At 67.3% G+C, this 24,317-nt stretch carries 25 protein-coding genes and 7 pseudogenes; 18 read left to right on the top strand and 14 right to left on the bottom strand.

Features of this window, described 5'->3' with window-relative positions; all coding sequences use genetic code 11:
• Positions 1–307 precede the first annotated feature (307 nt).
• Positions 308–859, bottom strand: a complete 552-nt coding sequence (locus IE153_RS29145) for a hypothetical protein (RefSeq protein ID WP_189592754.1) — start codon at positions 857–859, stop codon at positions 308–310.
• A 422-nt stretch (positions 860–1,281) separates the two neighbouring features.
• Between IE153_RS29145 and IE153_RS29140 the strand changes: the two genes are divergently transcribed.
• The 3 genes from IE153_RS29140 to IE153_RS41915 all read left to right on the top strand — a co-directional run bounded on the left by IE153_RS29140 (position 1,282) and on the right by IE153_RS41915 (position 4,094).
• A complete protein-coding gene (locus IE153_RS29140; protein ID WP_189592753.1) occupies positions 1,282–2,487 on the top strand; it encodes an acyltransferase family protein in 1,206 nt (401 codons plus the stop codon).
• Positions 2,488–3,403: 916 nt separating this feature from the next.
• The gene (locus IE153_RS41920) at positions 3,404–3,796 is read left to right on the top strand and encodes a hypothetical protein (RefSeq protein WP_229829239.1); all 393 of its coding nucleotides are present in this window, start codon (positions 3,404–3,406) and stop codon (positions 3,794–3,796) included.
• Between the two features lies 1 nt (position 3,797).
• Positions 3,798–4,094, top strand: coding sequence for a hypothetical protein (locus IE153_RS41915; RefSeq protein WP_229829238.1), 297 nt, complete (start codon positions 3,798–3,800; stop codon positions 4,092–4,094).
• 8 nt (positions 4,095–4,102) lie between these two features.
• Here the strand turns inward: IE153_RS41915 and IE153_RS29130 are convergent, their stop codons facing one another.
• Complete coding sequence (locus tag IE153_RS29130) at positions 4,103–4,591, bottom strand: DUF4265 domain-containing protein (protein ID WP_229829237.1); 489 nt, start codon at positions 4,589–4,591, stop codon at positions 4,103–4,105.
• A gap of 204 nt (positions 4,592–4,795) precedes the next feature.
• On the opposite strand from IE153_RS29130, the gene IE153_RS29125 reads away from it, so the two are divergent.
• The 8 genes and pseudogenes from IE153_RS29125 (at position 4,796) to istB (ending at position 11,401) form a co-directional block, all read left to right on the top strand.
• On the top strand, positions 4,796–5,524 hold the full coding sequence (locus IE153_RS29125) for a DUF4253 domain-containing protein (protein ID WP_229829236.1): 729 nt from the start codon (positions 4,796–4,798) through the stop codon (positions 5,522–5,524).
• 24 nt (positions 5,525–5,548) lie between these two features.
• Positions 5,549–6,169: a DUF6000 family protein gene (locus IE153_RS29120; RefSeq protein ID WP_189592751.1), complete on the top strand. Its 621-nt coding sequence runs from the start codon at positions 5,549–5,551 to the stop codon at positions 6,167–6,169.
• A 620-nt stretch (positions 6,170–6,789) separates the two neighbouring features.
• Positions 6,790–7,797: a DUF6192 family protein gene (locus tag IE153_RS29115; RefSeq protein WP_189592750.1), complete on the top strand. Its 1,008-nt coding sequence runs from the start codon at positions 6,790–6,792 to the stop codon at positions 7,795–7,797.
• A gap of 2 nt (positions 7,798–7,799) precedes the next feature.
• On the top strand, positions 7,800–8,219 hold the full coding sequence (locus tag IE153_RS29110) for a RacP protein (protein WP_189592749.1): 420 nt from the start codon (positions 7,800–7,802) through the stop codon (positions 8,217–8,219).
• Between the two features lie 70 nt (positions 8,220–8,289).
• A pseudogene (locus IE153_RS29105) lies at positions 8,290–8,520 on the top strand (transposase); the annotation flags it as partial.
• The gene (locus IE153_RS29100; protein WP_438817942.1) at positions 8,487–8,840 is read left to right on the top strand and encodes a hypothetical protein; all 354 of its coding nucleotides are present in this window, start codon (positions 8,487–8,489) and stop codon (positions 8,838–8,840) included. The pseudogene IE153_RS29105 and the gene IE153_RS29100, both read left to right, overlap by 34 nt.
• 258 nt (positions 8,841–9,098) lie before the next feature.
• A pseudogene (gene istA / locus IE153_RS29095) lies at positions 9,099–10,631 on the top strand (IS21 family transposase).
• Entirely contained in the window at positions 10,628–11,401 is a 774-nt protein-coding gene (gene istB, locus IE153_RS29090) for an IS21-like element helper ATPase IstB (protein ID WP_189592748.1), read from the top strand. The pseudogene istA and the gene istB overlap by 4 nt, the downstream one beginning before the upstream one ends.
• A 28-nt stretch (positions 11,402–11,429) precedes the next feature.
• Here the strand turns inward: istB and IE153_RS29085 are convergent, their stop codons facing one another.
• Entirely contained in the window at positions 11,430–12,020 is a 591-nt protein-coding gene (locus IE153_RS29085) for an alpha/beta hydrolase (RefSeq protein ID WP_189592747.1), read from the bottom strand.
• A 91-nt stretch (positions 12,021–12,111) separates the two neighbouring features.
• Here IE153_RS29085 and IE153_RS41910 point away from each other — a divergent pair.
• Positions 12,112–12,324: pseudogene (locus tag IE153_RS41910) on the top strand (hypothetical protein); the annotation flags it as partial.
• Here IE153_RS41910 and IE153_RS29080 read toward each other — a convergent pair.
• The 9 genes and pseudogenes from IE153_RS29080 to IE153_RS29050 all read right to left on the bottom strand — a co-directional run bounded on the left by IE153_RS29080 (position 12,321) and on the right by IE153_RS29050 (position 16,611).
• On the bottom strand, positions 12,321–13,127 hold the full coding sequence (locus IE153_RS29080) for a hypothetical protein (protein WP_189592746.1): 807 nt from the start codon (positions 13,125–13,127) through the stop codon (positions 12,321–12,323). The pseudogene IE153_RS41910 and the gene IE153_RS29080 sit on opposite strands and share 4 nt — an antisense overlap.
• On the bottom strand, positions 13,124–13,771 hold the full coding sequence (locus IE153_RS29075) for a hypothetical protein (RefSeq protein WP_189592745.1): 648 nt from the start codon (positions 13,769–13,771) through the stop codon (positions 13,124–13,126). The genes IE153_RS29080 and IE153_RS29075 overlap by 4 nt, the downstream gene beginning before the upstream one ends.
• A gap of 14 nt (positions 13,772–13,785) precedes the next feature.
• Complete coding sequence (locus IE153_RS29070) at positions 13,786–14,037, bottom strand: hypothetical protein (RefSeq protein ID WP_189592744.1); 252 nt, start codon at positions 14,035–14,037, stop codon at positions 13,786–13,788.
• Positions 14,034–14,429 carry a hypothetical protein gene (locus IE153_RS41905; RefSeq protein ID WP_229829235.1) on the bottom strand — a complete coding sequence of 132 codons (396 nt, stop codon included), beginning with the start codon at positions 14,427–14,429 and terminating at the stop codon, positions 14,034–14,036. The genes IE153_RS29070 and IE153_RS41905 overlap by 4 nt, the downstream gene beginning before the upstream one ends.
• Positions 14,430–14,539: 110 nt before the next feature.
• Complete coding sequence (locus IE153_RS41900; protein ID WP_229829234.1) at positions 14,540–15,415, bottom strand: site-specific integrase; 876 nt, start codon at positions 15,413–15,415, stop codon at positions 14,540–14,542.
• A gap of 86 nt (positions 15,416–15,501) precedes the next feature.
• Positions 15,502–15,864 (bottom strand): annotated as a pseudogene (locus IE153_RS42785) (putative PEP-binding protein); the annotation flags it as partial.
• Between the two features lie 79 nt (positions 15,865–15,943).
• Positions 15,944–15,988 (bottom strand): annotated as a pseudogene (locus tag IE153_RS42780) (hypothetical protein); the annotation flags it as partial.
• Between the two features lie 23 nt (positions 15,989–16,011).
• Positions 16,012–16,164: pseudogene (locus IE153_RS42440) on the bottom strand (putative PEP-binding protein); the annotation flags it as partial.
• An 87-nt stretch (positions 16,165–16,251) separates the two neighbouring features.
• Positions 16,252–16,611 (bottom strand): PEP-utilizing enzyme, encoded by a 360-nt coding sequence (locus IE153_RS29050; protein WP_189592776.1) that lies wholly within the window; start codon positions 16,609–16,611, stop codon positions 16,252–16,254.
• A gap of 415 nt (positions 16,612–17,026) precedes the next feature.
• On the opposite strand from IE153_RS29050, the gene IE153_RS43000 reads away from it, so the two are divergent.
• The 3 genes from IE153_RS43000 (at position 17,027) to IE153_RS29040 (ending at position 19,860) form a co-directional block, all read left to right on the top strand.
• The gene (locus tag IE153_RS43000) at positions 17,027–17,518 is read left to right on the top strand and encodes a hypothetical protein (protein ID WP_498063513.1); all 492 of its coding nucleotides are present in this window, start codon (positions 17,027–17,029) and stop codon (positions 17,516–17,518) included.
• 787 nt (positions 17,519–18,305) lie between these two features.
• A complete protein-coding gene (locus IE153_RS29045; RefSeq protein WP_189592743.1) occupies positions 18,306–18,929 on the top strand; it encodes a hypothetical protein in 624 nt (207 codons plus the stop codon).
• Positions 18,930–19,485: 556 nt separating this feature from the next.
• Positions 19,486–19,860 carry a hypothetical protein gene (locus tag IE153_RS29040; protein WP_189592742.1) on the top strand — a complete coding sequence of 125 codons (375 nt, stop codon included), beginning with the start codon at positions 19,486–19,488 and terminating at the stop codon, positions 19,858–19,860.
• A gap of 58 nt (positions 19,861–19,918) precedes the next feature.
• Here the strand turns inward: IE153_RS29040 and IE153_RS41895 are convergent, their stop codons facing one another.
• Complete coding sequence (locus IE153_RS41895) at positions 19,919–20,095, bottom strand: hypothetical protein (RefSeq protein WP_229829233.1); 177 nt, start codon at positions 20,093–20,095, stop codon at positions 19,919–19,921.
• 627 nt (positions 20,096–20,722) lie between these two features.
• Here IE153_RS41895 and IE153_RS29030 point away from each other — a divergent pair.
• From IE153_RS29030 to IE153_RS42915, 3 genes and pseudogenes are all read left to right on the top strand, one after another.
• Positions 20,723–21,184 (top strand): NUDIX hydrolase, encoded by a 462-nt coding sequence (locus IE153_RS29030; RefSeq protein ID WP_189592741.1) that lies wholly within the window; start codon positions 20,723–20,725, stop codon positions 21,182–21,184.
• Positions 21,185–21,222: 38 nt separating this feature from the next.
• The gene (locus IE153_RS41890; protein ID WP_229829243.1) at positions 21,223–21,399 is read left to right on the top strand and encodes an NUDIX hydrolase; all 177 of its coding nucleotides are present in this window, start codon (positions 21,223–21,225) and stop codon (positions 21,397–21,399) included.
• Between the two features lie 13 nt (positions 21,400–21,412).
• Positions 21,413–21,893, top strand: a pseudogene (locus IE153_RS42915) (carbohydrate kinase family protein); the annotation flags it as partial.
• 147 nt (positions 21,894–22,040) lie between these two features.
• On the opposite strand, the gene IE153_RS29015 reads toward IE153_RS42915, so the two are convergent.
• Entirely contained in the window at positions 22,041–23,774 is a 1,734-nt protein-coding gene (locus IE153_RS29015; protein ID WP_189592739.1) for a glycoside hydrolase family 6 protein, read from the bottom strand.
• Between the last annotated feature and the right edge of the window lie 543 nt (positions 23,775–24,317).

Genomic DNA, 24,317 nt, shown 5'->3' with positions numbered 1-24,317 from the left:
GCTCATGACGACGCACCACGAACAGACCAACGACGCCACCACTTTGCGGACACGACCTAGCGCGTCTACTTGGGTGGCCAGGACACCGCTCAGGACGGTGCCAGCCAGGCCTACGTTCACCCTGAGGTCGGCTTCTGCTTCGAGCCGGTCATGATCCCCGTACATGTCCTTGCTTGCGGTGTACAAACGCGTGCGCAGCTGTGGCAGGTCCTGGATTAGATCCCCCACAGCCTCACTGACGAGCTCTGGAGATGGATTCGGCTCGTTACGGATGACCCTGTCCTCGCCAGTACGGCCTGAGGGCTTTTCAGAACTGGTACGGGTCGGTGAGGCCCGTCACCGGGACACCGGAACGCCGGGAGATCAGGCCGGCAAGCTCACGTACGTCGCTGTACGTGGTGTTGAACCTCCACACAGCTTCATGGCCGGTTACCCGCGCCGTGAACGCCACCTCATAGGCGAAAGCGCTGCCCGCCGGAAGCGAGCCAATGGCGAACTGCGTCTTCTCGCCCTCTATCGACCGGATTTCCGACCACGCCACGCTGACCACGCGCCTTCCGGCGGCGTCGACGAAACCCTCCGAGAACAGGTAGAGCCCACCACGCATACGCTGAAACCAGACATAAGCCCATGCGATGACGATCAGTGGGCCGACCACCACAACGCCGCGGCCCCAGACGTTATCCGGCCCGTTGACCAGGAAGTTCATGACGACGACGAGGATCACCAGACACGCTGCCGCCCCGCCGAGGCCGGGGCGGCGGTGCACCCGCTGCTCGAACTCGCCGAAGTTCTCACGAGCGGCGCGGGCCAGCACGCGAGGCGCCGGCGTGTCGGTTGGCTTGCTCGTCCCGGCCATCGGGCCATGGTAGCGAGCCAACGGCTCTCGACTGCCAGACCCGCGTCCGGCACCGCGACCAACTGATCGCCGCCGACCGCTACAGCTCCACCCCACCGGTCCACTCCCGGCCGCGCACCGGACACACCACGTTGTCCCCGGGCTGTATCGCCACCACCCGCAGCCGTCGCGACGGGCCTGGTGGCCGCTGGAGCCAGCGCTCCCGTGCTGCACAAGCTGAATACCGTCCGCGAGCTCGGCCGCCAAGGTGCGATACGGCTCGGGCAACGGATCGCCCGGGCCCTCCACGGGCGAGGCGATGGCCAACCGGGGCTCCCAGGGCGGCCGCGAGTTCGACTCGAGCGGGTTGGTCCATGTTCAGGGCATGCCGGGTGCGGCTCGGTGCGTGGTCATTCGGTCGACTCACAAACCATGGAGGCACCATGGCGGCACCGGCGGGGCCCGCAGCGGCCAAGACATCATTGTCCAGGCTGCCTTCTCTCACCGGGATGCGATTCATCGCCGCCTTCATGGTGCTGATCTGCCACATAGGAATCGTCCTGGTACCCAGCGTGCAGAAGCCCTGGCTCAACTGGACCGAGCCGTACGTGTATGCGTTGGGGCCCACCGGTGTGGTCTTCTTCTTCGTCCTCAGTGGGTTCGTGCTGACCTGGTCGGCTCGGCCGGGTGACACCAGCCGGCTCTTCTGGCGCCGACGCCTCGTCAAGGTCTACCCGAACCACCTGGTCACGCTGGGCGTCGCCGTGGTCCTCATGCTCATCTCGAACAACGCGGTGACTGCGGCCAACACCTTGCCCACCCTCTTCCTCGTGCAAAGCTGGATCCCCGACCAGGATGTTGTGCTGAACTACACCTCCAACGCCCCCACCTGGTCGCTCGCTTGCGAGCTGTTGTTCTATCTGGCCTTCCCCGCGCTGCTCCCCCTGCTGCGCAAGATTCGTGTCGAGCGGTTGTGGCTGTGGCTCGGCGCCGTCGCACTACTGATCTGCACGTTGCCGTTCGCCGCGCTGCTGCTGCCGGATGAGCCGGTGATGACGAACACCGACATGCCGTGGTGGCCTCTGTGGTTCACCTACTACTTCCCCGTCAGCAGGATGCTGGAATTCATGCTGGGAATGCTGACGGCGCAGATCGTGCTCAGCGGGCGCTGGATCAGGTTGCCCCTCGTCCCGGCCATGTTGCTGGCGGGAGCGAGTTTCGTCGTCACCGCCGGGTTTCTGCCGGAGATGTACAGTCAGGCATCCGCGATCGCGCTCTTCCTCGCTCTTCTCATCGCCGCGGGCGCCACGGCCGATGTGCGCGGCCGGCCTTCCTTCTTCCGCAAGCGCGCCATGATTTTCCTCGGAGAGATCTCCTTCGCTCTGTACATGGTGCACTGGCTGGTCATCTTGTACGGCCCGATGCAGATGGCCAAGACGGACGGCTGGTCGGGGCACTCGACGGTCTCCCAGGCTCTGCTCGACGCAGGCCTGACCGTGGTGATCACCCTGCTCCTGGCGTGGTTGCTCTACCGGCTGGTCGAACGCCCCGCTGTGCGCCGCTGGAGCCGACCGGCCATGCGCGGCAGGTCTTCTCCGGCAGCTGACGTGGGGGCAGGCCCCGCAGCGGAGTTGCATGGCGAACGCTGAGAATCGCGATCGGTTCGTCGCAAGCCCAGCGGTGCGAAGGGCGCTCCTCACTGCGACAGTCGCCGTGCCATCTGCAGGACGTCATCGCCGACATCACCCACTTCAGGCCCGGCCCGGTCAGCGGGGGCATGCCGGCGCGAGTCGCGGCACTGACCGTGTCCCCCGCCTTCCTGTCGCATTACAGGCGGGCTGATGGCTCCGTGCGCGAGGTCGTGTTCAAGGGCCAGGAAGTCGCTTTCCGATCGCCGCTACGTGACGGAGGTCACGCCCGTGTTCGGTCGTCGGACATCACCGAGTCGAGCTCCAGGGTCCCAGAGCCGAGGCACGGTCGCGAGAACCAAAGGGGCATCTGCGTCAGGACCGGCCGGAGACGAGGCGGGTCATGCACCTCCACCTAACCTCCGGCTATTCCGCGCGCTACGGCCCCTCGCATACCATCGGCAAGGCCCTCCTCATCGAGGCCGTTCAAGACCGAGCCCGCCGACGCTACGGCTCCGAGGCGATCAGACCAGCCGCTCCGGCCGGACATCTGTAGAGCTCGCCCGATGCAGAGAGCAGCGGCTACGGGAGCGCCCGCGACGGCACGGCCGCCACACACCTGGAGCAGATACCCGCACGCGCGGAGTTGCTGCTGCCTACAAGGCAGGTTCTGCGAGTTCACGAGATCAGCGCATCTGGCAACGCCGTAGCCTGCCCCCATGCCGACTGAAGACAGCCCCGACAATGCCGTCAAGCACTGGCAGGAGTGCTCCGGCGTGTACGACTTCCTGGAGCAGGTCCGCCTGCGCCCGGGGATGTGGCTGCCGGGCGGCTCGCTCCAGCACCTGCAGTCCATCCTCACCGGCTACCGCGTAGCCCTCGCCGTGCACTCCGCCCACGAGCCCTTCGGCTTCTGGCCCGAGGAAGACTTCATCAATTGGCTCCACAAGCATTACGGGATATCGAGCTCCCTGACCTGGGCGCGGAGATCGAGCGGCACACACCGGCCGGCTCCACGGCGGTCGACGAGTTCTTCCGACTCCTGGAGCATTTCAGGCGCGACGCCACCAAGAAGCCGGCCCTGCAGGACCCGGCGGATCGGCTGCCCGGCATCGAGTACATGACCAACACCATCGTGACCCTCTTCTGGCGACGCCGCCTGCTCACCCAAGCCGTGCAGCGCCTTGAGGACCGTGACTTCCGCGTCGTCCACCTGGCGGCGAGAGGTTGGACGACGGAACGGGACATGCACCAGGCCGTCGCCGCCGCACTGCAGTTCCCCGCCTACTTACGGCCACAACCTGGACGCGCTCAACGACTGCCTCGGTGACGTGGCCCGCTTCGGTCCCTACGACGACAACGTTGCTGAGGGCGCCGGACTCGTGCTGTCCCTCACCGACTACGACCGGTTCGCCGCCGCGTCCCCATCCGTGATGTCAGCGACGGTTGGAGTCGGCCCATTCGTCGCTGTTCCACATCACAGGCATGGCTCCGACGGGTTCGAACCGGATGTCAGAGTCGTTGCTGTGCACGAGGGCGAAGAAGCGGCGCCGGACTACCGCCGCGCGGCGGGCCGTGTCAGCGACGATGTCCAGCACAATCTGGGCCGCTCTGACAGCACTCCATAGCGGGAGCACTATGAGTTGGCCGTGGTCTCCCATGCGGTGGTTACGCACCCCTCCTCCCAGTGCCACCATCCCTTCGCCTCGCCGTGCCCCAAGAGCTTCTGGATCTGCCGCAGGTCTGCATTCGGCGGGACATCCAGAGCGACCATTCGGAACTGCTCGACACCTTCGCCGGTCGTACCGAGGCGGTGAAAGATCTCCAGCACGCTCTGCCGGGCAGCGGCTGAGCCGCCGTCCTTCAGCACGATCAACCGGATCGTGCAGTTCTCCGATGCCCTGACCGTCTCTCCAACCCAGCGAACGCCTTCATCGTCGATCTCCACGCGGATGATGTCGTCGCTGGCAACTCCTCGAACAAACCACGGGGTGTTGTCCAACCGCACCGTCCCATCGCCGAGATCAACCGCCCACAGGCTCTCGACACTCACCGGCGGCCAGCCGTCCTCGTCCACGTCCATCCGGAAATGGACCTGCACATGGTCATCAGTAGCGCTCGTCACCGCATCATCATCCTCACCGCTCCGACCGCCTCCGCTGCGGGTGCCAGCTGACCGATTGTCACGCTGTACCAACACAGCGATCCGACCTCCCGGGCTGTCAGACCCTCGAACTAGCATCCGCTCGTGACCCCTGAACTCCTTGCCTCACTGGCTGTCCCGCTCCCGGAAGGCCGGATGATCACATCCGACGAAGGTGATGGCGCTGTGCAGCCACTATGGCTGAGCGACACCCCGGCCTCCGCCGAGCTGTGGGCTCGTCTGCTTGCCGAACACGGCACCTCGGGCCTGTGGCCTGTTCTTCTCGACGCCCACGGCCCGGGCAACGAATTCAGGCCCTGGGCGTCCGGCGAGCTGTTTCCCGAGCGCATGTCGTCACCCCACGCGCACGACCCGGCCGGTCTCCTGGCGCGATGGTGGAGCGAGTACACGAAGACCGACGAGGACGACGACCTGCTCACGCCGGACAAACGTCTCGCTGTCACCGCACCGTTCGGGCAGACCTGGCCAAGTCCAGTTCTACGCCACAAGCCCGTGATCGACCCTGATGAGATGGCCGCTCAATATGCACGGGTCTTCACCGAACAACATCCTCAGGCACGTCTCGGGCTCGTCGCTGCTGCCTGCGGTGCGCACGCCCTCACCGCTCTCGGCTGGGACGGCCCCGCCAACTACGACAACGACACCGCCAAGTTCTCCGCCGTCGTACGCGACTGGGAGCATCGCTTCGGTGCACGCGTCGTAGCCGTCGGCTTCGACACCCTCCACCTCAGCGTCGCGGCACCACCCATGGAGACCGAGGACACCCTCCTGGTCGCCGCCGAGCACTTCGCATTCTGCCCGGACAACGTCTGGCAGGGCTCCCCTCCCTACACCCTGGCCGCCTACGCCGAACGCATCGTCGGTATGAACAGCTGGGACTTCTGGTGGGACTGACCCGAACGGCATAAGGATGTGGGGATGCGTACCGACCGCGATCCGGAACTCGACAAGCTGCGGCGCCGCTACGTCGCTGCCGGTAGGCGCTACCTGCGGCTGAACTACGGCATCTTCCGCCTCAGTGATCGTGAACGCGGCCGATTCGCCAGGGAGTTGGCCCGAGCGGCCGATGCCATCACGCCCCGCGAACTCGGCCTCCTCCTCGACTGCGGCTGGCGGGAACGCAAAACCGCCGCCTGGCTGATCGCCATAGCCGGCCGCACAGACTTCCGCCCGCGCCTGGGTGAACTCTTCCTGGCCAGCGAGGGCCCGTACGCGGGGCACGCGTACTGCATCGCCCTGGCCGCCTTCGGAACCCCGGCCGACACCGACCTCCTGACCGCCTACCTCGACCGCTACCTGGCCCGCCCCGACCTGGACTACGACCAGACCTCCGCCCTCGGCGCCCTGCTCCACCTGGACGCCACCCACGGCACCGACCACGCCGCCCGCTTCCTCGCCCCGGCCGGCCCCTGGAAGCAATGGGCGCGCGAGCAGCCCCACAGGAGTGAACTGGACTCTACGGAGTGCCAGGAGACGATGGCCAGGTTCTGCTCCTTCGTCGAGGAAAGCGCCAGATACCGCACAGTGAAGGGCCGGTGAGGTTCCTTCCTTCCATCGCACGCTTCTTGGCGCATATCGTCCCTGCGTGACCACGCATGCATCGTTCACCCCACGAGCGCCGGAAACCCTGAGTGCGTGTTTCTGATCCCCGGTTCGGAGCAACCTTGAGTTCTACGCTGGCGTGGTGTCCAAGGACACCGGGCGGGCCGGGGAGAGGAACTGTCGGGCTTGTGGTGACCGGCTGAGGCCGGATGCGAGGCCTGACGCCGTGTTCTGTTCAGCAGCGTGCCGTGCCAAGCAGTGGCGTACGGACCGGCAGTTGCGCAAGCGCACCGCTGCGGAGCTGAGCGGGGCCGGCACGGTCGAGTGTTCCGAATGTGGGGCCCGCTGGGTGGCCGGCGTCGACCGGAGATCGAACGCCGTCTACTGCTCACGCCGGTGTGTGGTGAGGGCCTGGAGGCGCCGGAAGGAAACGTTCGACCAACGGGCACAGTGACCGCACCGCGAACGCATCCTGAGCCCAACTCCGTTCACGTTCCGGTCATTTGCTGTCATTCGTTGTGATCAGTGGATTTACGGTCTGACTCTCGGTGATGAGCGGGTCGTGTCCACGTCACGGACGTCATCCGTGCTGCGGCCCGTATGGATGGTGAAACGCCATGCCAGAGGAGATCGACAAGGTCGGAAACGTCAGCCAGCAGCGCTACGAGCAGATCGTGGCCGAGCTGCGGCAAGTGGTGGAGCAGCAGACCCAGGGCCAGTTCACGATCGGGGACCGCGCGCTGGAGATCGAGCCGATGCGTCGGCCCGAGGACGGCAGGGAGGCTCTGCCGGGCCAGGATCTGTTCACCGTCCGCCAGGCGCTGACCCGGCTGGCCGAAGACATCGGGCTGAAACGCACTACGGTGGAAAACGCCCGCTGGACAGCGTCGCGCTGGCCGAAGGAACATCGTCAGGCGGGGGCGTCGTTCACGGTCCACAGGGTCCTGGGCAGCATTCCTGACGAGGAAGAGCGGTTCGCCGCGATCAAGCAGCCGCCCGAGGGCAAGAGCCGGTGGACGGTCGACGACGCCAACCGGCGGGTGGGACGCCAAGTCGAGAGTCCCGCCTCACCGCAGGAAAAGATCACCGCTATTCACACCCTGGCCCGGGATGAGGACGTCGCCGCGGCGGTGACCACCGACTTCCTCAAGCGTCCGACGGTGGCGGCCAAGGTTCCCGACCAGGACAAGGTCCGGGTGGTGGAAGAGTTCACCCGCGACGAGCACGTCGCCACCCAGGTGACCACCGGCCTGCTGCGCCGGCCGGAGGTCGCTTTCAAGGCGATGAGCGACGACACGGCCCGCCACCAGGTCAATCACGCCCAGGTCGAGCGGGGCCGACAGGCCCGCGAATTCGAGGACACCAGTCCGGTCGCCCCCGCGGTCCGTCACATCGACCGGACGGTGGAGTTCCTGGACCTGGTCACCGCCTGTCACTCGTTCGTCGCCGCGGCTGGCCGGGCCGTTCCCGGCCTGCGCGACCGCACCCTCGGCGAGGGCGAACGCACGATCGTGCACGAGAACGTGGCGAAGGTACGGGCGACGCTCGACTGGATCGAGACCGCGGTCGATACGGGCAAGGTCGACGTGGACGGCGAGCTCGCCCGCATGCTGCGGGGCGAGTAGTCGTGCCCCGTGCCTCGCGACGCCGGGGCGAGGCCGCTTTGCGGCATGCCGACACCCTGCGGTTCGTGTTGTTCGAGGCCAGGCCCGCCGGGCTGCTGTTTCCCCAGCTGACCCGTGCCAGCGGGCTGTCCCAGAGCCAGGTCCGGTCCGGGCTGGCAGCCCTGCGCGACGTCATCGCGGAGAACGGCTGGCCGCCGCTGATCTGGACGAGGGCCGATGGCTACCAGCTCGGCGCCGAACGGGCCGCGCTGGAGGCATACGAACGGGCCGTGCTCATCGAGAAACTCACCGAGTTCCGCCGGTTCATCACCGGCACAGTCGCGCCTCATGCCGCCGCCCACCCGGGCGACAAGTGGATACGCCACATCGTCGCCCAGCTCAACTCCATCGAATCCACCCTTGATCTCGTCGTCTCTTCCTGACCACCACCGAGGGGGGCGCCCCCGGTCGGAGGCCGAGCGCCCCCATCCGATCTGGAGGGAAGCCGCAGCCATGCGTCAGCGTCGCTATCCCTCCGACACCACGAACGCGGAGTGGGCTCTGCTCGAACCGCTGTTGCCGGAGCCGGCCTGTGAGACCAGCCGCGGCGGCCGGCCCGAGAAGCATCCCCGGCGGGAGATCGTCGACGCGATCCGCTACGTGGTCGATACCGGCTGCAAGTGGCGGGCCCTGCCAGCGGATTTCCCGCCATGGAGGACAGTTTGGGGGTTCATGGCCCGCTGGGCCGCCAGATCGACCGGGTCGTTAACTTCCAAGAACGCTGGGGCGGCATCGCCCTACCTCCGGCTCCCGTCTACGAAGGCGGCCCGCGGATCCTCAATGCAGACACCCCTGAAGGATCTGCCGGAGAAGGATGGTGGTTCTCGGCCGGAGACGAACGGGTGTCGATGGCTTACGGGTTCATGATCGGGCCAGATGGTGAGTTTGGGATCCATGCCGATCACTGGACCTCGCTGCACGCTGGTATCGACGGCTGGGTCGAGTCCCTGGCCCTGTCGACGGTCAAACAATTCCCCACGACCTGCATGATCGGCGTCAGCTGATTCCTCACCCCCCTGGTCACGAGTCCCCACCGGGACGCTGACCGTCGATGGTGCCGCTGACCATGCTCGAACTAGCCTGATTTTCCCCGTTTCAGGTGGTTTGCTGAGCTTTTAGATCTTCCTTGCGAATCGGTCGGTTTCCCCATGGGCATACCGGTGCCCGGGTTGAGGGTCCTGACCTTTCGGATCCGTCGAGGTCCCTCGATCTGCGAGCCGAGAGGCCGACGGACGCACCGGATGGCAAGGAGAACATTCACCGTGGTCGACATCGTCGAGATCTACGTGCACTGGTACGCGGGCCGATCCAAGAGCCAGGTGTCCGCCTCGCTGGGGGTGGACCGCAAGACGATCAGGAAGTACCTGGCGCCGGCGGAGGCGGCCGGGATCACTCCGGGAGGGCCGCCGATGAGCGAGGCGGACTGGGCCAAGCTGCTCAGGAGCTGGTTTCCGGAGCTGGCCAGCCGGAGGCTGAACCAGCTGCGGTGGGCAGAGATCGAGCCGCACCGCGACTACGTCAAGAGCCTGCTGGAGACCACGACGGTCACCACGATCCACCAACGGCTGGGGGACGAAGGCAAGTTGAAGGTGTCGCTGTCGACGTTCCGCCGCTGGGTGCACGAGAATCTGCCCGAGGAGGCGGCCCGCTCGAGGGTCACGGTGCTGCGGGAGAGCGTCGAGCCGGACTCGGAGGCCCAGATCGACTACGGTTTCCTGGGGCAGTGGATCAACCCGGCCTCCGGGAAACGGCACCGGATCTGGGCGTTCGTGATGGTGCTGCCCGCCTCGCGGCACATGTTCGTCCGCCCGGTGGCCCACATGGACCAGCACGCCTGGACCGAAGCGCACGCGGAAGCGTTCCGCTTCTTCGGCGGCATCCCGCGGCGTCTGGTGCCGGACAACTTGAAGACCGGAGTCGACAAGCCGGACCTCTACGACCCGCAGATCAACAAGTCGTACGCCGAACTCGCCTCCCACTACGGCACCTTGGTGGACCCGGCCCGCGCCGCAAAGCCGAAGGACAAGCCCAGGAGCGGCCCATGCCCTATGTCCGCGACTCGTACTGGAGCGGGCGGACGTTCACCTCGCTGGAGCACATGCAGGTCGAGGCCCTGCTCTGGGCGAGAAACGTCGCCGGTCAGCGGCAGTGCCGGCCGCTGGACGGCGCGAAGCCGCTGTCTGTGTTCGAGGCAGTGGAGGCCGAGGCCCTGCTTCCGCTGCCGACCGAGCCGTTCGTGCTGGCCAGATGGTTGAAGGCGACGGTCGGCCCGGACATCCACGTCAAGGTCGGCCGAACCCTCTACTCGGTGCCCTGGAAACTGATCGGCCGCCGTGTCGATGTCCACTCCACGGCGGTCACGGTGCAGATCTTCCATGAGGGCGAGCTGGTCAAGACCCACGCCACACTTGAGCAGGGCAAACGCACCGACAAAGGTGACTACCCGCCCGAGAAGATCGCTTTCCAGATGAGGACGCCGATCTGGTGCCGCGGCCAAGCCTCCCAGGTCGGGGACGCCTGCCGGGAGGTCATCGATCAGCTCCTGGAGGTCAACGCGCTCTACCGGCTCCGCGCCGCCCTGGGGGTGCTCGGGCTGCGGAAGAAGTACGGCGATATCCGGCTGGATCCTGGTCGCCGGCACCGAGACCGACCCGGAACCCGAGACTGGCGATGCCGGAGCCTCGGCCTTCCTGCAGGGGCCCGAAGGCCTGTTCGCCGCCACCGTCCCCACCCAGACGCCCGGCAGTGTCCACGACGACCAGGGCCGCGATGACGCCGAGGAGGGCGCCCGATGAGCGTGATGACCACCGCCCTACGCGATTCCCTCAAGACCCTGCGGCTGTCCGGCATGCTCGAAACCCTCGACGCCCGACTCACCCAGGCCCAGAATGGCGAACTCGGGCACCTCGACTTCCTTCAGGTCCTCTGCCACGACGAGATCACCCGCCGCGAGTCCGTCGCGCTCGAACGCCGCCTGCGCAAAGCCAAGTTCGAGCAGCAGGCCACCCTGGAGGGCTTCGACTTCAACGCCTCCCCGAAGCTGCCCGCCGCCCAGATCCGCGACCTCGCGGCCCTGCGCTGGCTCCACTCCGGCGAGTCCGTCATTCTGTTCGGGCCCGTCGGCGTCGGGAAGACACACGTCGCCCAGGCCCTCGGCCACCAGGCCGTCCGCCAGGGAGCCAACGTCCGCTTCGCCAAGACCAGCCGCATCCTCGCCGAGCTCGCCGGCGGCCACGCGGACCGCACCTGGGACAGGCGCATGCGCGAACTCATCCGCCCCGACCTGCTCATCCTCGATGACTTCGCCATGCGCCAGCTGTCCGCGTCCCAGGCCGTCGACCTCTACGAACTCGTCTCCGAGCGGCAGGGCCGGTCTCTGATCATCACGAGCAACAGGGCGCCGAGCGACTGGTATCCCCTCTTCCCCAACCCCGTCGTTGCTGAGTCGCTGCTGGACCGGCTGATCAACTCCAGCCACCAAGTCATCATGAACGGCCCCAGCTACCGGCCCAACAAGCGGCCAAAGGGCCCCACCAACAAGCCGGACACCTCCGCCAGCGGCTAGAACCCACCCGAGCCGATCTTGTTAGTCCTCAGCGGCCGAGCGAGCCGATGAAGCGGTCCAGCCGAGAGACGACTTGCCGCAGGACCTCAACCGATCCTGCGGCATCGTCCGCAAGCTCCAGGCCATGGTCCGCCGAGGGCACCTCCAGGACATCGTGTCGCAGGGACGCAGCAATTCGTGAATCCCAGACCTTGTCGGCGCTTCCGCCAATGAGGAGGGTCGGCTCCATGGCTCGCCGGAGAGCCGCGGCAACGTGGTCGATGGTCAGGACCGGGGTGAGCCAGGCTGCCGGGATGTTCCTGTCAGCTGCGATGCCACAGGCGAGGGATCCCAGGGACTTGCCGACGACGAGCCGACAAGCCCCCGCCTCGGCTTCGATGGCCTCGGTGACCTGCCGCTCCACCCATGCGATCCGGTCGTCCACCGTAAACTGCGCGAACTCACCGGGGATCTGCCACCACAGCTCCTGGACCGTCCAGCCGTGCTGGAGCAGGACGCTCCGGGCGAAGTGCAGTAGCGGCCTGGCAGGCGAGTAACCGACACCTGGAACGACAACTGCGACACGATCTCGGGCTCCGTCGAAACGGGTGGGCATGGCGAAGGGGACGGGATCAGACATGGCCGCAGACTACTAGTCAGCTGATCATGTGACTCCCGGTGCTCGAACGCTGTCACAACCACCACCTGGGGAATTACGTGACCGTCGACAGGCCCTGGCCCACCACGCCGCACTCTGGGCGAAGAGCATCACAAAGATCACTGGCGACGCCGTCGACGCCCTCGACCTGGACTCGTATGAACCCGTGCCTGAGGTCCAAGGGATCACGGACAACTGGTGGCGCGGTACGGATTCCCTCATCGCCCTCTACCGAGGCGAAGCCGAATGTCCCGCAGCACCCCAGTGCCTCACGGCACACATCTATGTCATCTCCTCCGGACGAAGCGGCAGATCCGTATCGTCATTGGCGACTTCTCGGGCGCCTCTGGATCTTGCGTCCGCGGTGAACTTGGGCAGGATCTCGGAGCTCAGGCGGTCGGCGTACGGGCCGAAGACCCGCACGAAGTGCTCCGTGGGCATCTGGCGGAACTGCCGCAGGAAGAACGACTCCAGCCGGAGCAGATTGCCGACGTGTCGCGGCATGAACACAGCGAGCGGGCACAGCAGGCACACCCAGGGCCGGGCTGGGCACGGCTTGCCGACGGGTCCATGCAGACCGGCAAGCTGGTCTGCGCACGCGGCGGTGAAGACATCCCGCTCCCCACCCATGAGCGCGTCGATCGCCTTAGCGTCCAGTCCCAGGCGCTCGACCTCACCGGGGAAGCCCTCCACGAACGTGGCCGCCTGCTCGCTGGTCAGGATCACCGGCGGCAGCGCCTTGCGCAGGAGGTCCGACTGACCGCCCTCGATGATCGACTCCACCGCGTCGAGCTGGGCGGGGGTCGTCGGTGTTACGTAGTGATCGCCCTCGGTGCGAGGGGTGTGATTCGGGTCGATCGTGGCTCGCCCGGTCCAACCACGCCGGGCCAGCTGTTCCTGGTACGTCGCGCGGATCCGGCCCCGGTGAATCGTGAAGGGTGCACCCAGGTCGTCCGTCAGCGCCACCTCCTGGACGAAGGTCTGGCGGGGCTTCCCCGTAGCAGGCGGGCCCGTCACCCGGGTAACGGTGAGCAGGTCCTGCGCGATCCACAGCGACTCGCGCAGCGGGCCGTCGGCGAAGATCCTCAAGGGAGCGCAGTCTCCGACCACCGCTCCAGCAGCCGCACCGCCCGCTTGGGCAGATTCACGCTCTCCTTCGCCGCCCGTCCCTTGACGTAGCTCAGCAGGATCGTCGTGTCGCCCGCCCACTCGATGTCATCGAGGCCCAGTCCGTCGATGCCGTCCGACACGATGCCGCAGTACATGCCGAAGAGCGTCTGATAGGCGATCAGCGTGTGCGTGCTGGGAAAGAGGTCATCGCGCACCTTTTGCACCAGCTGGCTGCGCGGGCGGTTCCACTTCCGGCCTCCTACCCGCTCGACGAAGTCCGGGTTGTAGGCCATCGGGCCCTCGCGTCGCATGAGCCATGCGATATCAGCCTCGGTGATGCGCCCCTCGACTCGAGGTTCGCCGCCCAGCTCAGCCAGGGACAGGGCCTCCTTGTTCCGAGCACGGCTGCTGTGCACGACCGACCGGCACGCTGCCTCCAGACGCGACCACTCCGCGTCCGTGTAGGCCCGGTGCGGACGCGTCGCCTTCTCCGTCTGGATCGGATTGCCGGCGATGTACTCGCGTACCTCGGGGCGCAGCGCACCGGTGACGGCGTCATAGCCCTTGAGTAGCATCCGTGTCTGGACCTCGCGGTCGTACCACGTGGTCAGCCAGAACTGCATCAAGGCGGCGCGGGTCAGCTCGGAGGCTGAGCCGTCGAACCCGGAAGCGGCCAGGAGATCACCATCTGGCGCAGCGCGATCGCGTAGAAGTTGGCCGTGTTCCGCGCTCCGATGCCTCCATGCGGATGCGCATTCTCGGCGAGCCCGACCGCAAGGTCACGCGCGAGGTGCGGGTTGGGCAGGCCCTCCAAGTCGGCCGTCCACGTCCGACCGTTCCGCAGCATGAACCGGACAGCCAGCGGGGAGTCGATAACGGTCGCAGTCACAGGGCGTCCTCCTTGTTATCGAACTCGGCGTCTGCCTCGGCCGCGGCCGGGGGAGTCCGTCGGGCCAGTGCTTCCTTGTAGGCGTTGCGGTAGATCCGGGTGACGTCCAGGCGCGCGATGTAGAGCTCCGTCGACATGACGCTCTGATGTCCGAGCAGGTCACGCAGCACCAGCATCGGATCGGACTTGATCAGGTACAGCGCCATGGCCGCGTCGTCGCCGGTGTCCGCGACCAGGGCAGTGGCTTGTCGGTAGTACCCCTTGATCAGTTGCTCGAGCGTGGCCATGGCCATCGTGTGCCTGAGCCGGTGCGAGGCCGTGGTGGGGAAGCGCTGCTCGTACCGCTCGCGGATCCTCACCGACGTTCTACGGAACGCCGTTGACCAGTCCACGAAGGGCCTTCCGGTGGATTGCAGGCCCACCAGGGGGGATTGCCCTTCGGGGGTGACCAGGCACAGCCGTTCCGCGGGCCGCAGCTGCCGCCACGATCTGCGTTCCCCGTTCAGATGGGCTCCCTCCCAGTCGGGAGCCTCAACCAGCAGGGGAGTGCCCAGCCGTGCGGGCGGACGCCATCGGAACCCTTCCGCCGAGGCAGCACGGTCCAAGTCAATGACCCTTGCATCTGGGCGAGCGCCCCATAGTGGATCCACGATGTCCGAGCCTTCTGCCCCTTGGTGAGCGCATGGCCCAACGGAAAGAGCACGGGCAGGGCGGTCGGACGGGCGGGCAGCGGTGGCACCTCGTAGATCGTGAGGTATGTGAACTCCTGCTTGCGCAGCCCACTGGACAGCACGCTCTTAACCATCGCGGCGTTTCGTGCCCCTTCACGGGGCCGCCGGTACCGCCGGTCCGGCTCGCCGTCCGACCCCACGCCTGCGAGCGCTCGCTCGAAGAGTTCGGCAAAGTCCTCCTCGAGGTACTTGATCGTCGTGCGCGGCCGGGGCTGTCGCTCTCGTGCGAGGTTGATCTGCACGTCGACGAGCACGCCATCCGCGATCCGCTTGCCGGCGCGGTAGCTGAACGGGACCGCTGTGCACAGGCCCTCGCTTTGAGCCCACCGATAGAACCTCGACAGGATCCCGACGTGCAGGTTCCAGGTGGTGTGATCCCATCGCTGCTTCAAGGGCCCGTTGAAGCGGTACTCGGCGTACATGCTCAGGGCGGCGCGGAGCTCCTTGCGGTCACGCAGCGGATGGACGCCGCGTTCCTTGAGGAAAGTCATCCACTCGCATAGGCAGCCCGCGTTGTTCTCCCACGTACGAACAGCTGAAGCTCCTTCGAGGGGAAGCTCCCTCAGCCACCGGTTGGCGTACACGGCGGGGCGAGGTGAGCCGAGGGCGTCCTCGAAGTCCAGGTCGTCGTCGATGAGGATCGGCATCCCGGTCCGGATGAGCGGCTGACGGGACACATTCCAGGACTCCCACCCCGTCGGAGTGAGGCTGCTCATGTGCATGACCGAAGACGCTAGGTATCCGACACCTCAATGTGCAACAGACTCGAACGACCCTTCGCCTGCGGCGCTTTCGGAAAACGACACGGTGATAAAGCAGCTACTTCCGCGCTCTTCATCGCGGCCCCTCGCGGCGCCGCACCGCAATACGCGCACCCGGACCTGGAGCCGATCCTGTCCGATACGCGTGCAGCAGCGCGTCGAACTCGCGGCGGATCTGGGCGGCAGCGTGAGGTGGCCGTGAGGTACTGGGCGAGGTCGTTGGTGCCGGTGCTGAGGAAGTCGACGTGCTGGCGGCACTGGTCGACGGCCAAGGCGCAGGCCGGGACCTCGACCATCACTCCCAGAGGCAGGGACGGCGCACCCAGCTCGGCCTGGACCTCCCGCGCCGTCTGCGCGGGCCCGGGCGAACTCCTCCACGCCGGTGACCATCGGGAACATCAGACGCAGATGGGCCCGGTCGTCGCGCGCGGCGCGGTACGCCGCCCGCAGCTGCGGCAGGAACAGGTCTGGTCGGCGCAGACTCAGGCGCAGGCCCCGCGCACCGAGGAACGGGTGTCCTCCTCGGGCAGGCCCAGAGCAGGCATCTCCTTGTCGCCACCGATGTCCAGCGTGCGCAGCGTCACCGGCGCCTCTCCCACGACACGGGCGATCGCACGGTACGCCTCGTAGTGCTCGTCCTCGTCGGCGAAATGCTACTCGCGGCCGAGGCACGCCCACTCGGTGGCGAGCAGACCGATGCCCTCGGCTCCTGCCTCGCGCATCTAGGCAACCTGAGAGGCGCCCATGACCGTCCCGGCGAGAGTGACCGGCGTGGTGCCGGCGGACGCCGGGTGACGAGGCTGTGCGCGGGCCCGGTCCCGGTAGGTGATCGCGGCATCCAGGTCGCTGCCCGCGAGTCCGGCGTGCAACGTGCCGGTGTCGCCGTCCAGAGCACACATCCGGCCCTCGGGAATGGACAGCACGCCGTCACCGGCCGCGATCACGGTCGGGATGCCCAGGCTGTAGGCGACCTGCCCCGTGTGGGAGGTGGCGCCTCCGGCGCTCGTGCAGAACGCGGCGATTTCGGCGAGGTTCAGGGCGGCCGTGTCGCGGGCGTCAGGTCGCGGGCGATCAGAATGCAGGGCCCATCAGCCTGCGGACGGGGACCTCGGGCGGGCAGGTGCCGCACCGGCGCCGCCACGTACCCGCGGGTGCACCCCACCCCCTGGTGCACGGTGGCTCCGTCGAGCACGAGGGGCGGGCTGTTCTCCACCGCAGGCGACGGGTCACTGCGGACGGCCGACGTAGCCGGGCCCGCAAAGCGCGCGGTAGCACTCATCTCAGCACCTCCGACCACGAACCTCATCACCGAGGGCCGCTACACACCCGCTGACGGGCTGCGCCTGAACAGCCTGGTCGCCTACCTGTCCCAGCTGCACTTGCGGCTGGCCGGACCCTGGCCGCACGCAACGAACAGCGCGCCGCCGTACGAGCCTTGGCCGCAGCCGAGAGCATCTCTGAGACGCCGGCGCCGACCGGCCTTCCTGGTGCACCTGGATGTCCGAGGCCGATCTCTCGGTGGACTCCGGGCAGACCCTCCTCGACCTCGGCGACACCGGACGTGCACACCAACTCATCACCGATGGAGAGCGACTGCTGCCCGCAGCACGCGACAAGACCCGAGGGGTGTTCCTCGCCTACCGGGCAGCCAGCTACCTCGACCAGAAGGAACCCGAACCGGCAGCAGCCGCCGCCACCCAGTCACTCCTCCTGGCCCGCCGCATCGGAGCACCCCGCTGCGTGCGCCTCATCGAGGCCCTGATCCCCCGCTTCCAGCCCTACGACCGCGCACCAGGCGTGCCGGACTCCTGCAGCGCAGCTCCGCCTAGACGCAGGGGCCGGGCCGGACGTGACCGCCCAGCCGCGGCCACCGGCCAGGGCTCCAGCCATCCCTCAGCGCCATCACAGAGAGCGAGGACCGGACGTGACCGACCCTGCCCTGATCTCCGAAGAACGACCGCGCCTATGCGGTCATCTCCCTGCCCGTGAACACCGGCGACCCACTCGAGGCACACCGGCGCATCGATGACTCGTTGGGCTTACCGAACGCCTGCACCCCTCCGCTCTATACGGACCCGGAAGTCCGCGCCGCGGTCGGCCAGGTCGGCCCCCGTACAACCAGATACCCCGCGACACCACGTCGGTGAAGCCATGGTCCGAGATCCCAGGTCAGACCATCCACGTGGACGGGCTGTCTGGAGCCGCTCGACGGAATCAAGACCACCGTCATCCACTGCCTCACACAGGCGCATTCCGGCGGCGCAACCGAGCTCTACTTCGTCTGCGACGCCTTCACGGAACTCTCGGCAGATGCGAAGGCCGCGCAGGCCCCTCCTCCACCCTGAGGCCCCCTGACACGCTTCGCGACCATCACTGATTCGGCCCCCACACGCCTTCGCGCCACCGGGCCGTCCTTCGGCTTGGTCGACGGAACACTCCTCACCCGCATCTCGGACGGGTCGACCGAGCTGTGGAACACCGCGGACAACCCCGACCTGCAGCGGGCGCTCGACTACCACCGCGGGCCAGCAGCCGAGAGACATCGCGTGAAGGTGCGTCTGACTCCTGGCGAAATGCTGATCTTCAGGAACGACCGACTCGCACACCGCGGCCGCGGCTGCACGAACGGGGAGTAGCCCTGCCGACTCACGCGTTCCATGTACAGCGCTGCCCCCAGCGATGCTCCCTAGGGACGGGACCGGCCCCAGTCTTCGAGTTTGCAAGGATGAGCCTCGAACGATCAGCCTTCGTGTACTCGTGATGAGGGATCCCAACCGTGGCCAGGAAGAAGAACAAACGCCCCGCGGACGCGTATCAACTGCCGCCGCACGTCGATCGGGCCCGCCGGGCGGTGAGCAGAGCAGCGGGATGGAAGCCACGTCCGGAGCTCCCACGGCGCCGCGTGATCCTGGCCGGGCTCGGCATGTCGCTCCTCTGCGCGGGGATGACTGCCGCCTTCTGGCTACCACCGCACTCTCTGGTACGGGACCTTCGGGCCAGGGGAGTCACTGCCGCTGCCACCGTCGTCGGCGTGGATTCGAAGCCGAAGTACGTCAAGGTGCGCTTCGTAAGCGGCCCTCACATGGGAGTCGAGGTCAAGCTTTCGGACTACGCTGGGATGTATCCCGAGGCTCACCCTGATGGGGCCATACTCGTCACGTACGACCCCGAGAAGCCGTCCAGGGCCCTCACCAACGGTTGGGTGGAGGACCCGCCAGCGAACCTGCCGGCATACGGCACCTCGGCCCTCACCTTGGTGTGCCTGAGCCTCACAACGGCAGCGGCAATCCGCCGTGTCCGCATCCTGCGTAGCTCCGGACCCGGCTTGCAGTCCAAGTCGCTGTCGGCGAAGGACGCCGGACCGGGCGGGACCTCATACAGCCCCAGCCACAGTCGTTGAAGCACCACCAGCACAATCCACGGCTTGCGGCGATCAGATCGCCCTGAGCTAGGCTTGCGGCGACTGTCGCGTCCTGACCCGCGACCGGTGGTGAATCGCAACGTCGCAGGGCATTCAGGTCGGTCAGGACCCGTTCGATGCGGTCGATGCCGCTGGCGGCGAAGAAGGCAGCGGCCCGGCGCAGGTACCGATGGGCAATATGACCATTTTGTAACCCCGTTTCGGTCGTACCGAGGTTGGTCGGCACAGGGCTTCCCACCTCAATTGACCTGCGAAACTAACAAGTTGGTCTGGTCAACACACCTGTCGCCCGCTCGACACCCGAGATAGCCCCTGCTGCCCTCTTCGAACAAGGCACGCATCTCCTGCAAGCCTACAACCGCTGATCGGGTGTGCTGGAGGGGGCGCCGACGTCCTCCCGGGCGGCGTCGAGCAGGACGGCCAACTGCTGGTTGCGGATCTGGTGGCCGGCACCGGGCCTGGTTGATGGCGGCGTGGAACTGCTGGCCTAACGGAGATCCCCACGTGACCAAAAGAGCTTGTTTCGCCTCGTGACATGTTCGCCGACACTGCCGAGCACCGCGTCCGCTACCGCAGCAAGTACCTGGACGCTGCTCCGGACGACAACGCCTACGCCTCAATCCCCCTCGGGGGACCGGATCCTGTATCTGGGCATCGGGCCCGGGACCATCGCCATTGCGCTCGCAATCCGTGCCACGTCATTGAGTACGGCGACGCCACCATCACATCCACGCAAAGCACCGGCATCGGTCCGCCCGCGGATATCGACAGGCTGCAGGCCCGCATCACAGAACTGGAGCAACAGAACGTCGACCTACGCCTGCAACTCGAGGAGAAGGACGAGGAACTGTCCGCCGCACGGGCCGCGAACCGTGAGCTGACCAAGACCATCAACCAGGGCTGTTCTTGAATGATCTTGATCAGGGGGCTCGGGGGCGGGGGAGGTCCTTGCCCGAGAAGCGCTCATTTCACGTGGCGCGACGGTCGTCAATTTTCACGGAGAGGTGTGGCCATGGCTCGGTGAGCCGTGCCAGGCCGTCGGCCGTGGTGCTGCTTGCCACACGCAATGACCTCTCGGGGAGGAAGTGGACGGTGGTTCCGGTCGTGTGGTCGTCGGCGATCGGTTGCAGGTCGGTGGTGGGCACGCCGTGTTCGTACCGCTGGGTCCAGGACCGTTGTGGCGGCGGTTGGTGTGGACGAGCCACGTGCTGAGTGCGGCGACGACGGACATGCCCCGACGAGGGTGCGTGTCGGGCAGGAATGGTGCATCGGGGTGATCGAAGAATCGGAGGTCCTTCGTCGCCATGACCGGCTTCTTCACGATGCACCCGTGCTCGTCGAGGCGCGTGTCGGTGCCCCGTCCGTCGTCTGCGACGGCTACGGAGCCGTCGGGGTAGAGGGTGATGCGGCAGTGCCCGCCATTGCCGCATTCGGCCTCGTCGGCCGCATAGGCGACGACTTCGAAGATCAGGTGCAGGATGCCGCTGGGGGCGAAGGCAGCTGGGTTCTGGCGGATGTGCTCGAGATGGTCGAGGTCGACGGTGCTCGCCCAGTCGTGCGTGGTGTTGTGCCAGGAAGCCCTTGGGGTGCTCATCCAGGAAGTATGCAGGGCGCCCCCGGAAGCTCCGAAACCACCGATCAGCCCTGGCCAACCTCGAAACGTCTTCCGCAAACTGCGAAGTCCCGTAGATCGACTCGATCGGACGGGAGCTCGTGAACCGAACCTGAGACAACCCAAGAACAGTCGTCAATCAGACCCCTGGGAGAATCTGATGACCAGCCGCTACCGCAGCATCGTCGATGTCTACGCGCTTCTACGCAGAGCCGACGGACGCATCCTGCTCATGGAACGCGCCAACACCGGCTACGCGGACGGCCAGCTCTGCCCACCCAGCGGACACCTCGAAGGCGGAGAGTCCGTGATCGCCGGCGCGATCCGCGAGGCCGCCGAGGAAGTCGGCGTCGAGCTCAGCGAAGCCGCTCTCGACTTCGTGCACGTCGTCCACCACCGCAACGGCGACGAAGAAGCACGCATCGGCTTCTTCTTCCTTGCAGACAACTGGCAAGGCCAGCCGACCAACCGTGAACCGCACAAATGCACGCAGCTTCTGTGGACCGACCCGGCAAACCCACCCGCCAACACAGTGCCTTACACGGCCGCCGCCCTGGCGCAGATCGCCAAGCAGCAGCCGTTCTCCCTCGACGGTTGGGGCCACTCACCGGTCGGACTCTGATCCCGTCCACCACACCTGTTGCAGAAGAAGATCGACACATGAGTCAACTTGACCTGGGGAAACACTTCTCCTCGGCGAGCGAACAGGCAGACCGACCCCAGAGAAACCACTGGAGCGCCGAGAACCTGCCTGAGCCGATCGTCCCCTACACCCGCGCCGCGATCGCGGGCATTCAGGCCGGCCGCGTCTACACGGAGCTGGGGTGGGAGCGCTGACCGGCTTCGACACCGGGCCCGCGAGGTCGACCTGCACCTCGCCCGGCAGGCCGACGTGGGTGATGGGCACCCTGGGCCTGGCCGGGAAGCGACCCGACGCCACGTCCATCGCCGCCGAGGAGGTGCCGGACGCGCCCGCCGACCTGGCGGCTCGGCTCGGCTGCCCGGGGCCAAGGTGCTGGCCACGACCCTGCGTGAGGTGCCCTCGGCCGGGGTGAACAACTGGTCCTCGACCGCATGGTCGGCGCAGGCCGGCTTCGTCGCCGGTCTTCCGGATGCCGGGCCCGCTCGCCCTGAACCTCGTCGGTTCCGGCGACGGATTCGCCGCCGGGCTGATCTACGGGCTGCTCATCGGCGCGAGCATGGAGCTCGTCCTCGCCTACGGCACGGCCCACGGCGCGCCGACCATGACCGCGCCCGGTGACGTCTCCATGGCCTCGCTCGCCGAGGTCGTGGTGTTGACGGCCGGTGCCCCCGCCGCTGCCGGACGCTGAGTCGCCGACACCATCCACGGACGTGACTCGGCGACCGGGCCCACATCACGCACAGCAGGTCGTCGGCACCGCCGCGGGAACCGCCGGGATCAGTCCCTCGGCCCTGCCGAGCGGGACCGACCCCGGCGCACTCACCGTGTCAGCGCGTCACGACAGCGGCGGGTATGCGTTCCGCACCAACTGCTGGAACTGGGCGGAGAACCACTGCCCGGCCAGCGGCGAGTTCGGCAAGGAGCCCGTGGGGTTGTTGCCGTTGCGCGGGTTGCCGCCGTACGTCGGGTCGCACATCCGGTCGAAGCCCTTGCCCTCGTCGTTCGGGATGGGGGCGCTGTTGCCGTCCGACTCCCCCGGCGGCTTGACCCACACGTAGGCGTCGATGCCGGCGGCCGGAGCCGCGGTCGGCCGTTCGCCGATGCCCGCTCCGCTCTGGTTGCACCAGTTTCCGGCGTGGATGCGCCGGTCGATACGGCTGCCGTCGACGTAGCCGTCGACGGTGGTCTGCGGTCCGGGGCCGCTGGGCCGGGCGGAGCCGCCCCAGCCGTTGCGCGAGGTGTCGATCAGCATGCCGAGCCCCGAGTCGAACCCGGCCGCGACGAGTTTGTCGCGCATCGCCTGGGCGAAGGACTGCTCGTCCACGTACTGGTTCCAGTCCACCCACTTCGACTGGCGTATGGTCTGACCGCCCACCGTGTCGGTGACCTTGTAGTGCGGCTCCTTGGTGGGGCTGTAGTTCGCGGTGTTGACGATGAAGCCGGCCACGTCCTTCACGCTCGCGCCGTTCGTCGTCGCGACCTTGTGGAACTGCTGCACCGCGGGGCCGAGGTTGCTGTCCCAGCCGAGCCAGCCGTGGTGGGCGGCGTCGATGTAGTTGTAGACGTTGGGGATGGCGCCCAGCTTGTCCAGGGCGTAGCTGACGCCCTTCTCGTAGTTGCCGTTGCCCTTCATGGTCACGCAGGCGTCGGTGGTGGTGGGGGTGCCGCCCGCGTTGGTGACCAGGTTGGGCAGCGAGTCGGGCTCGATGACGGTGGCGATCCGCAGGCCCGCGTACTTGGATTCGGAGAGGATCGACACGATGGGGTCGATGTACTGGGACTTGTACTTGTCGATGTCGTTGGGCCCGAGCTCGCCGTTGGAGGCAAGGGCGGCGCAGTCGCGGCCGGGCAGGTCGTAGATGACCACCTGGACGACGAGCTCGCCCGAGCCCTTCTGCTTCAGCGCCTCGTCGAGGTGGGCGCGCAGTCCCATTCCGCCCTTGACGCCGTTGATGGCGGCGATCCTGTCGAGCCAGACGGCGGTGGGCTGGTTGGCGATCTTGCTGCCACCCGGCTCGGCGGCGGCCTTGGCGGACCACTCGGGGTTCACGTACACCTTGGCGCCGGTGTAGGGGTTGTTGGCCTTGCCGGACGGGGTGCCGGGGTCGGTCGGCCCCGGGTCGGTCGGTCCCGGATCAGTGGGGCCGCCGCCGTCGACGTTGCAGGTGACGCCGTCGAGCGTGAACGTGGCGGGCACGCTGTTGGTGCCGCTGTAGGCGCCGTTGAAACCGAAGCTCACCGAGCCGCCGCTCGCGAGGTTGCCGTTGTAGCCCTCGTTGGCGACGGTGACGTCCGCGCCGTTCTGGGTGATCTTCCCGTTCCAGCCGTTGGTGACCTTCTGGTTGCCGGCGTACGACCACTTCACCGTCCAACTCGACTTGGCTGCCGCGTTGTTGGTGAGGGTCACGGCGGCGGTGAAGCCGGTGTCCCACTGGCTCTGCACCTTGTAGTCGACGGTGCAGGGCACGGCCGAGGTGGCTGCGCCGGCCTGGCCGACGAGCAACGCCGTCCCCGTCGTCCCGGCGACCAGCGCCATGGCGGCGAGCAGGGATGTCCTGGTGTAACTCATGAGTGCGGGCTTCCTTCTCTCGAGGGGCCTTGCGGATGGAGGGCGCGCGGATGCTCGCGCTGCCCGGCGCTTCAGGCGGTGGCTGTGCCGTCGCAGGCCGAGTTCGGGGACGGACCGCATGAGCAGTCCCGTGCGTTCGTGGTCCGGCACGGGTGGAGCGGCTCGCGGTCGTCGGACCACTTCACGCCCGGGCCGGCGAAGGGAGGCGACCCCTTCGTCGCGGCGCGGTGCACACGGCCGTGCGGTGGTGTCCGAAGGTGCCGGCCGGCGAGGCCCGGTCGGACGCAGCGTGGTCCAGGTCCGGCGACGGCTTCACGGTCGTCGATCGGCTCAAAACCCTGGAGGCCGCTGTGCCGCCGGATGATGACGGTGTGTCCCACCGTGCTCTCGGCCGTGGCTCCGGGGCCGGGAACAGCGGCAGGACCGCGCTCGGGACGAGCGCAAGTGGACCGTCGCTGACTAAAAGTACTGAATGCGGGGGGTGTCGCATGAGCGAGTCCTTACAGCTTGGCGCGCCACTACGGACGCGTCGAGTGATGGAAC

This window comes from Streptomyces massasporeus (assembly GCF_014648995.1).
GTDB classification, from domain to species: Bacteria; Actinomycetota; Actinomycetes; order Streptomycetales; family Streptomycetaceae; genus Streptomyces; species Streptomyces massasporeus.
This window is presented reverse-complemented; position numbering and strand designations above follow the sequence as displayed.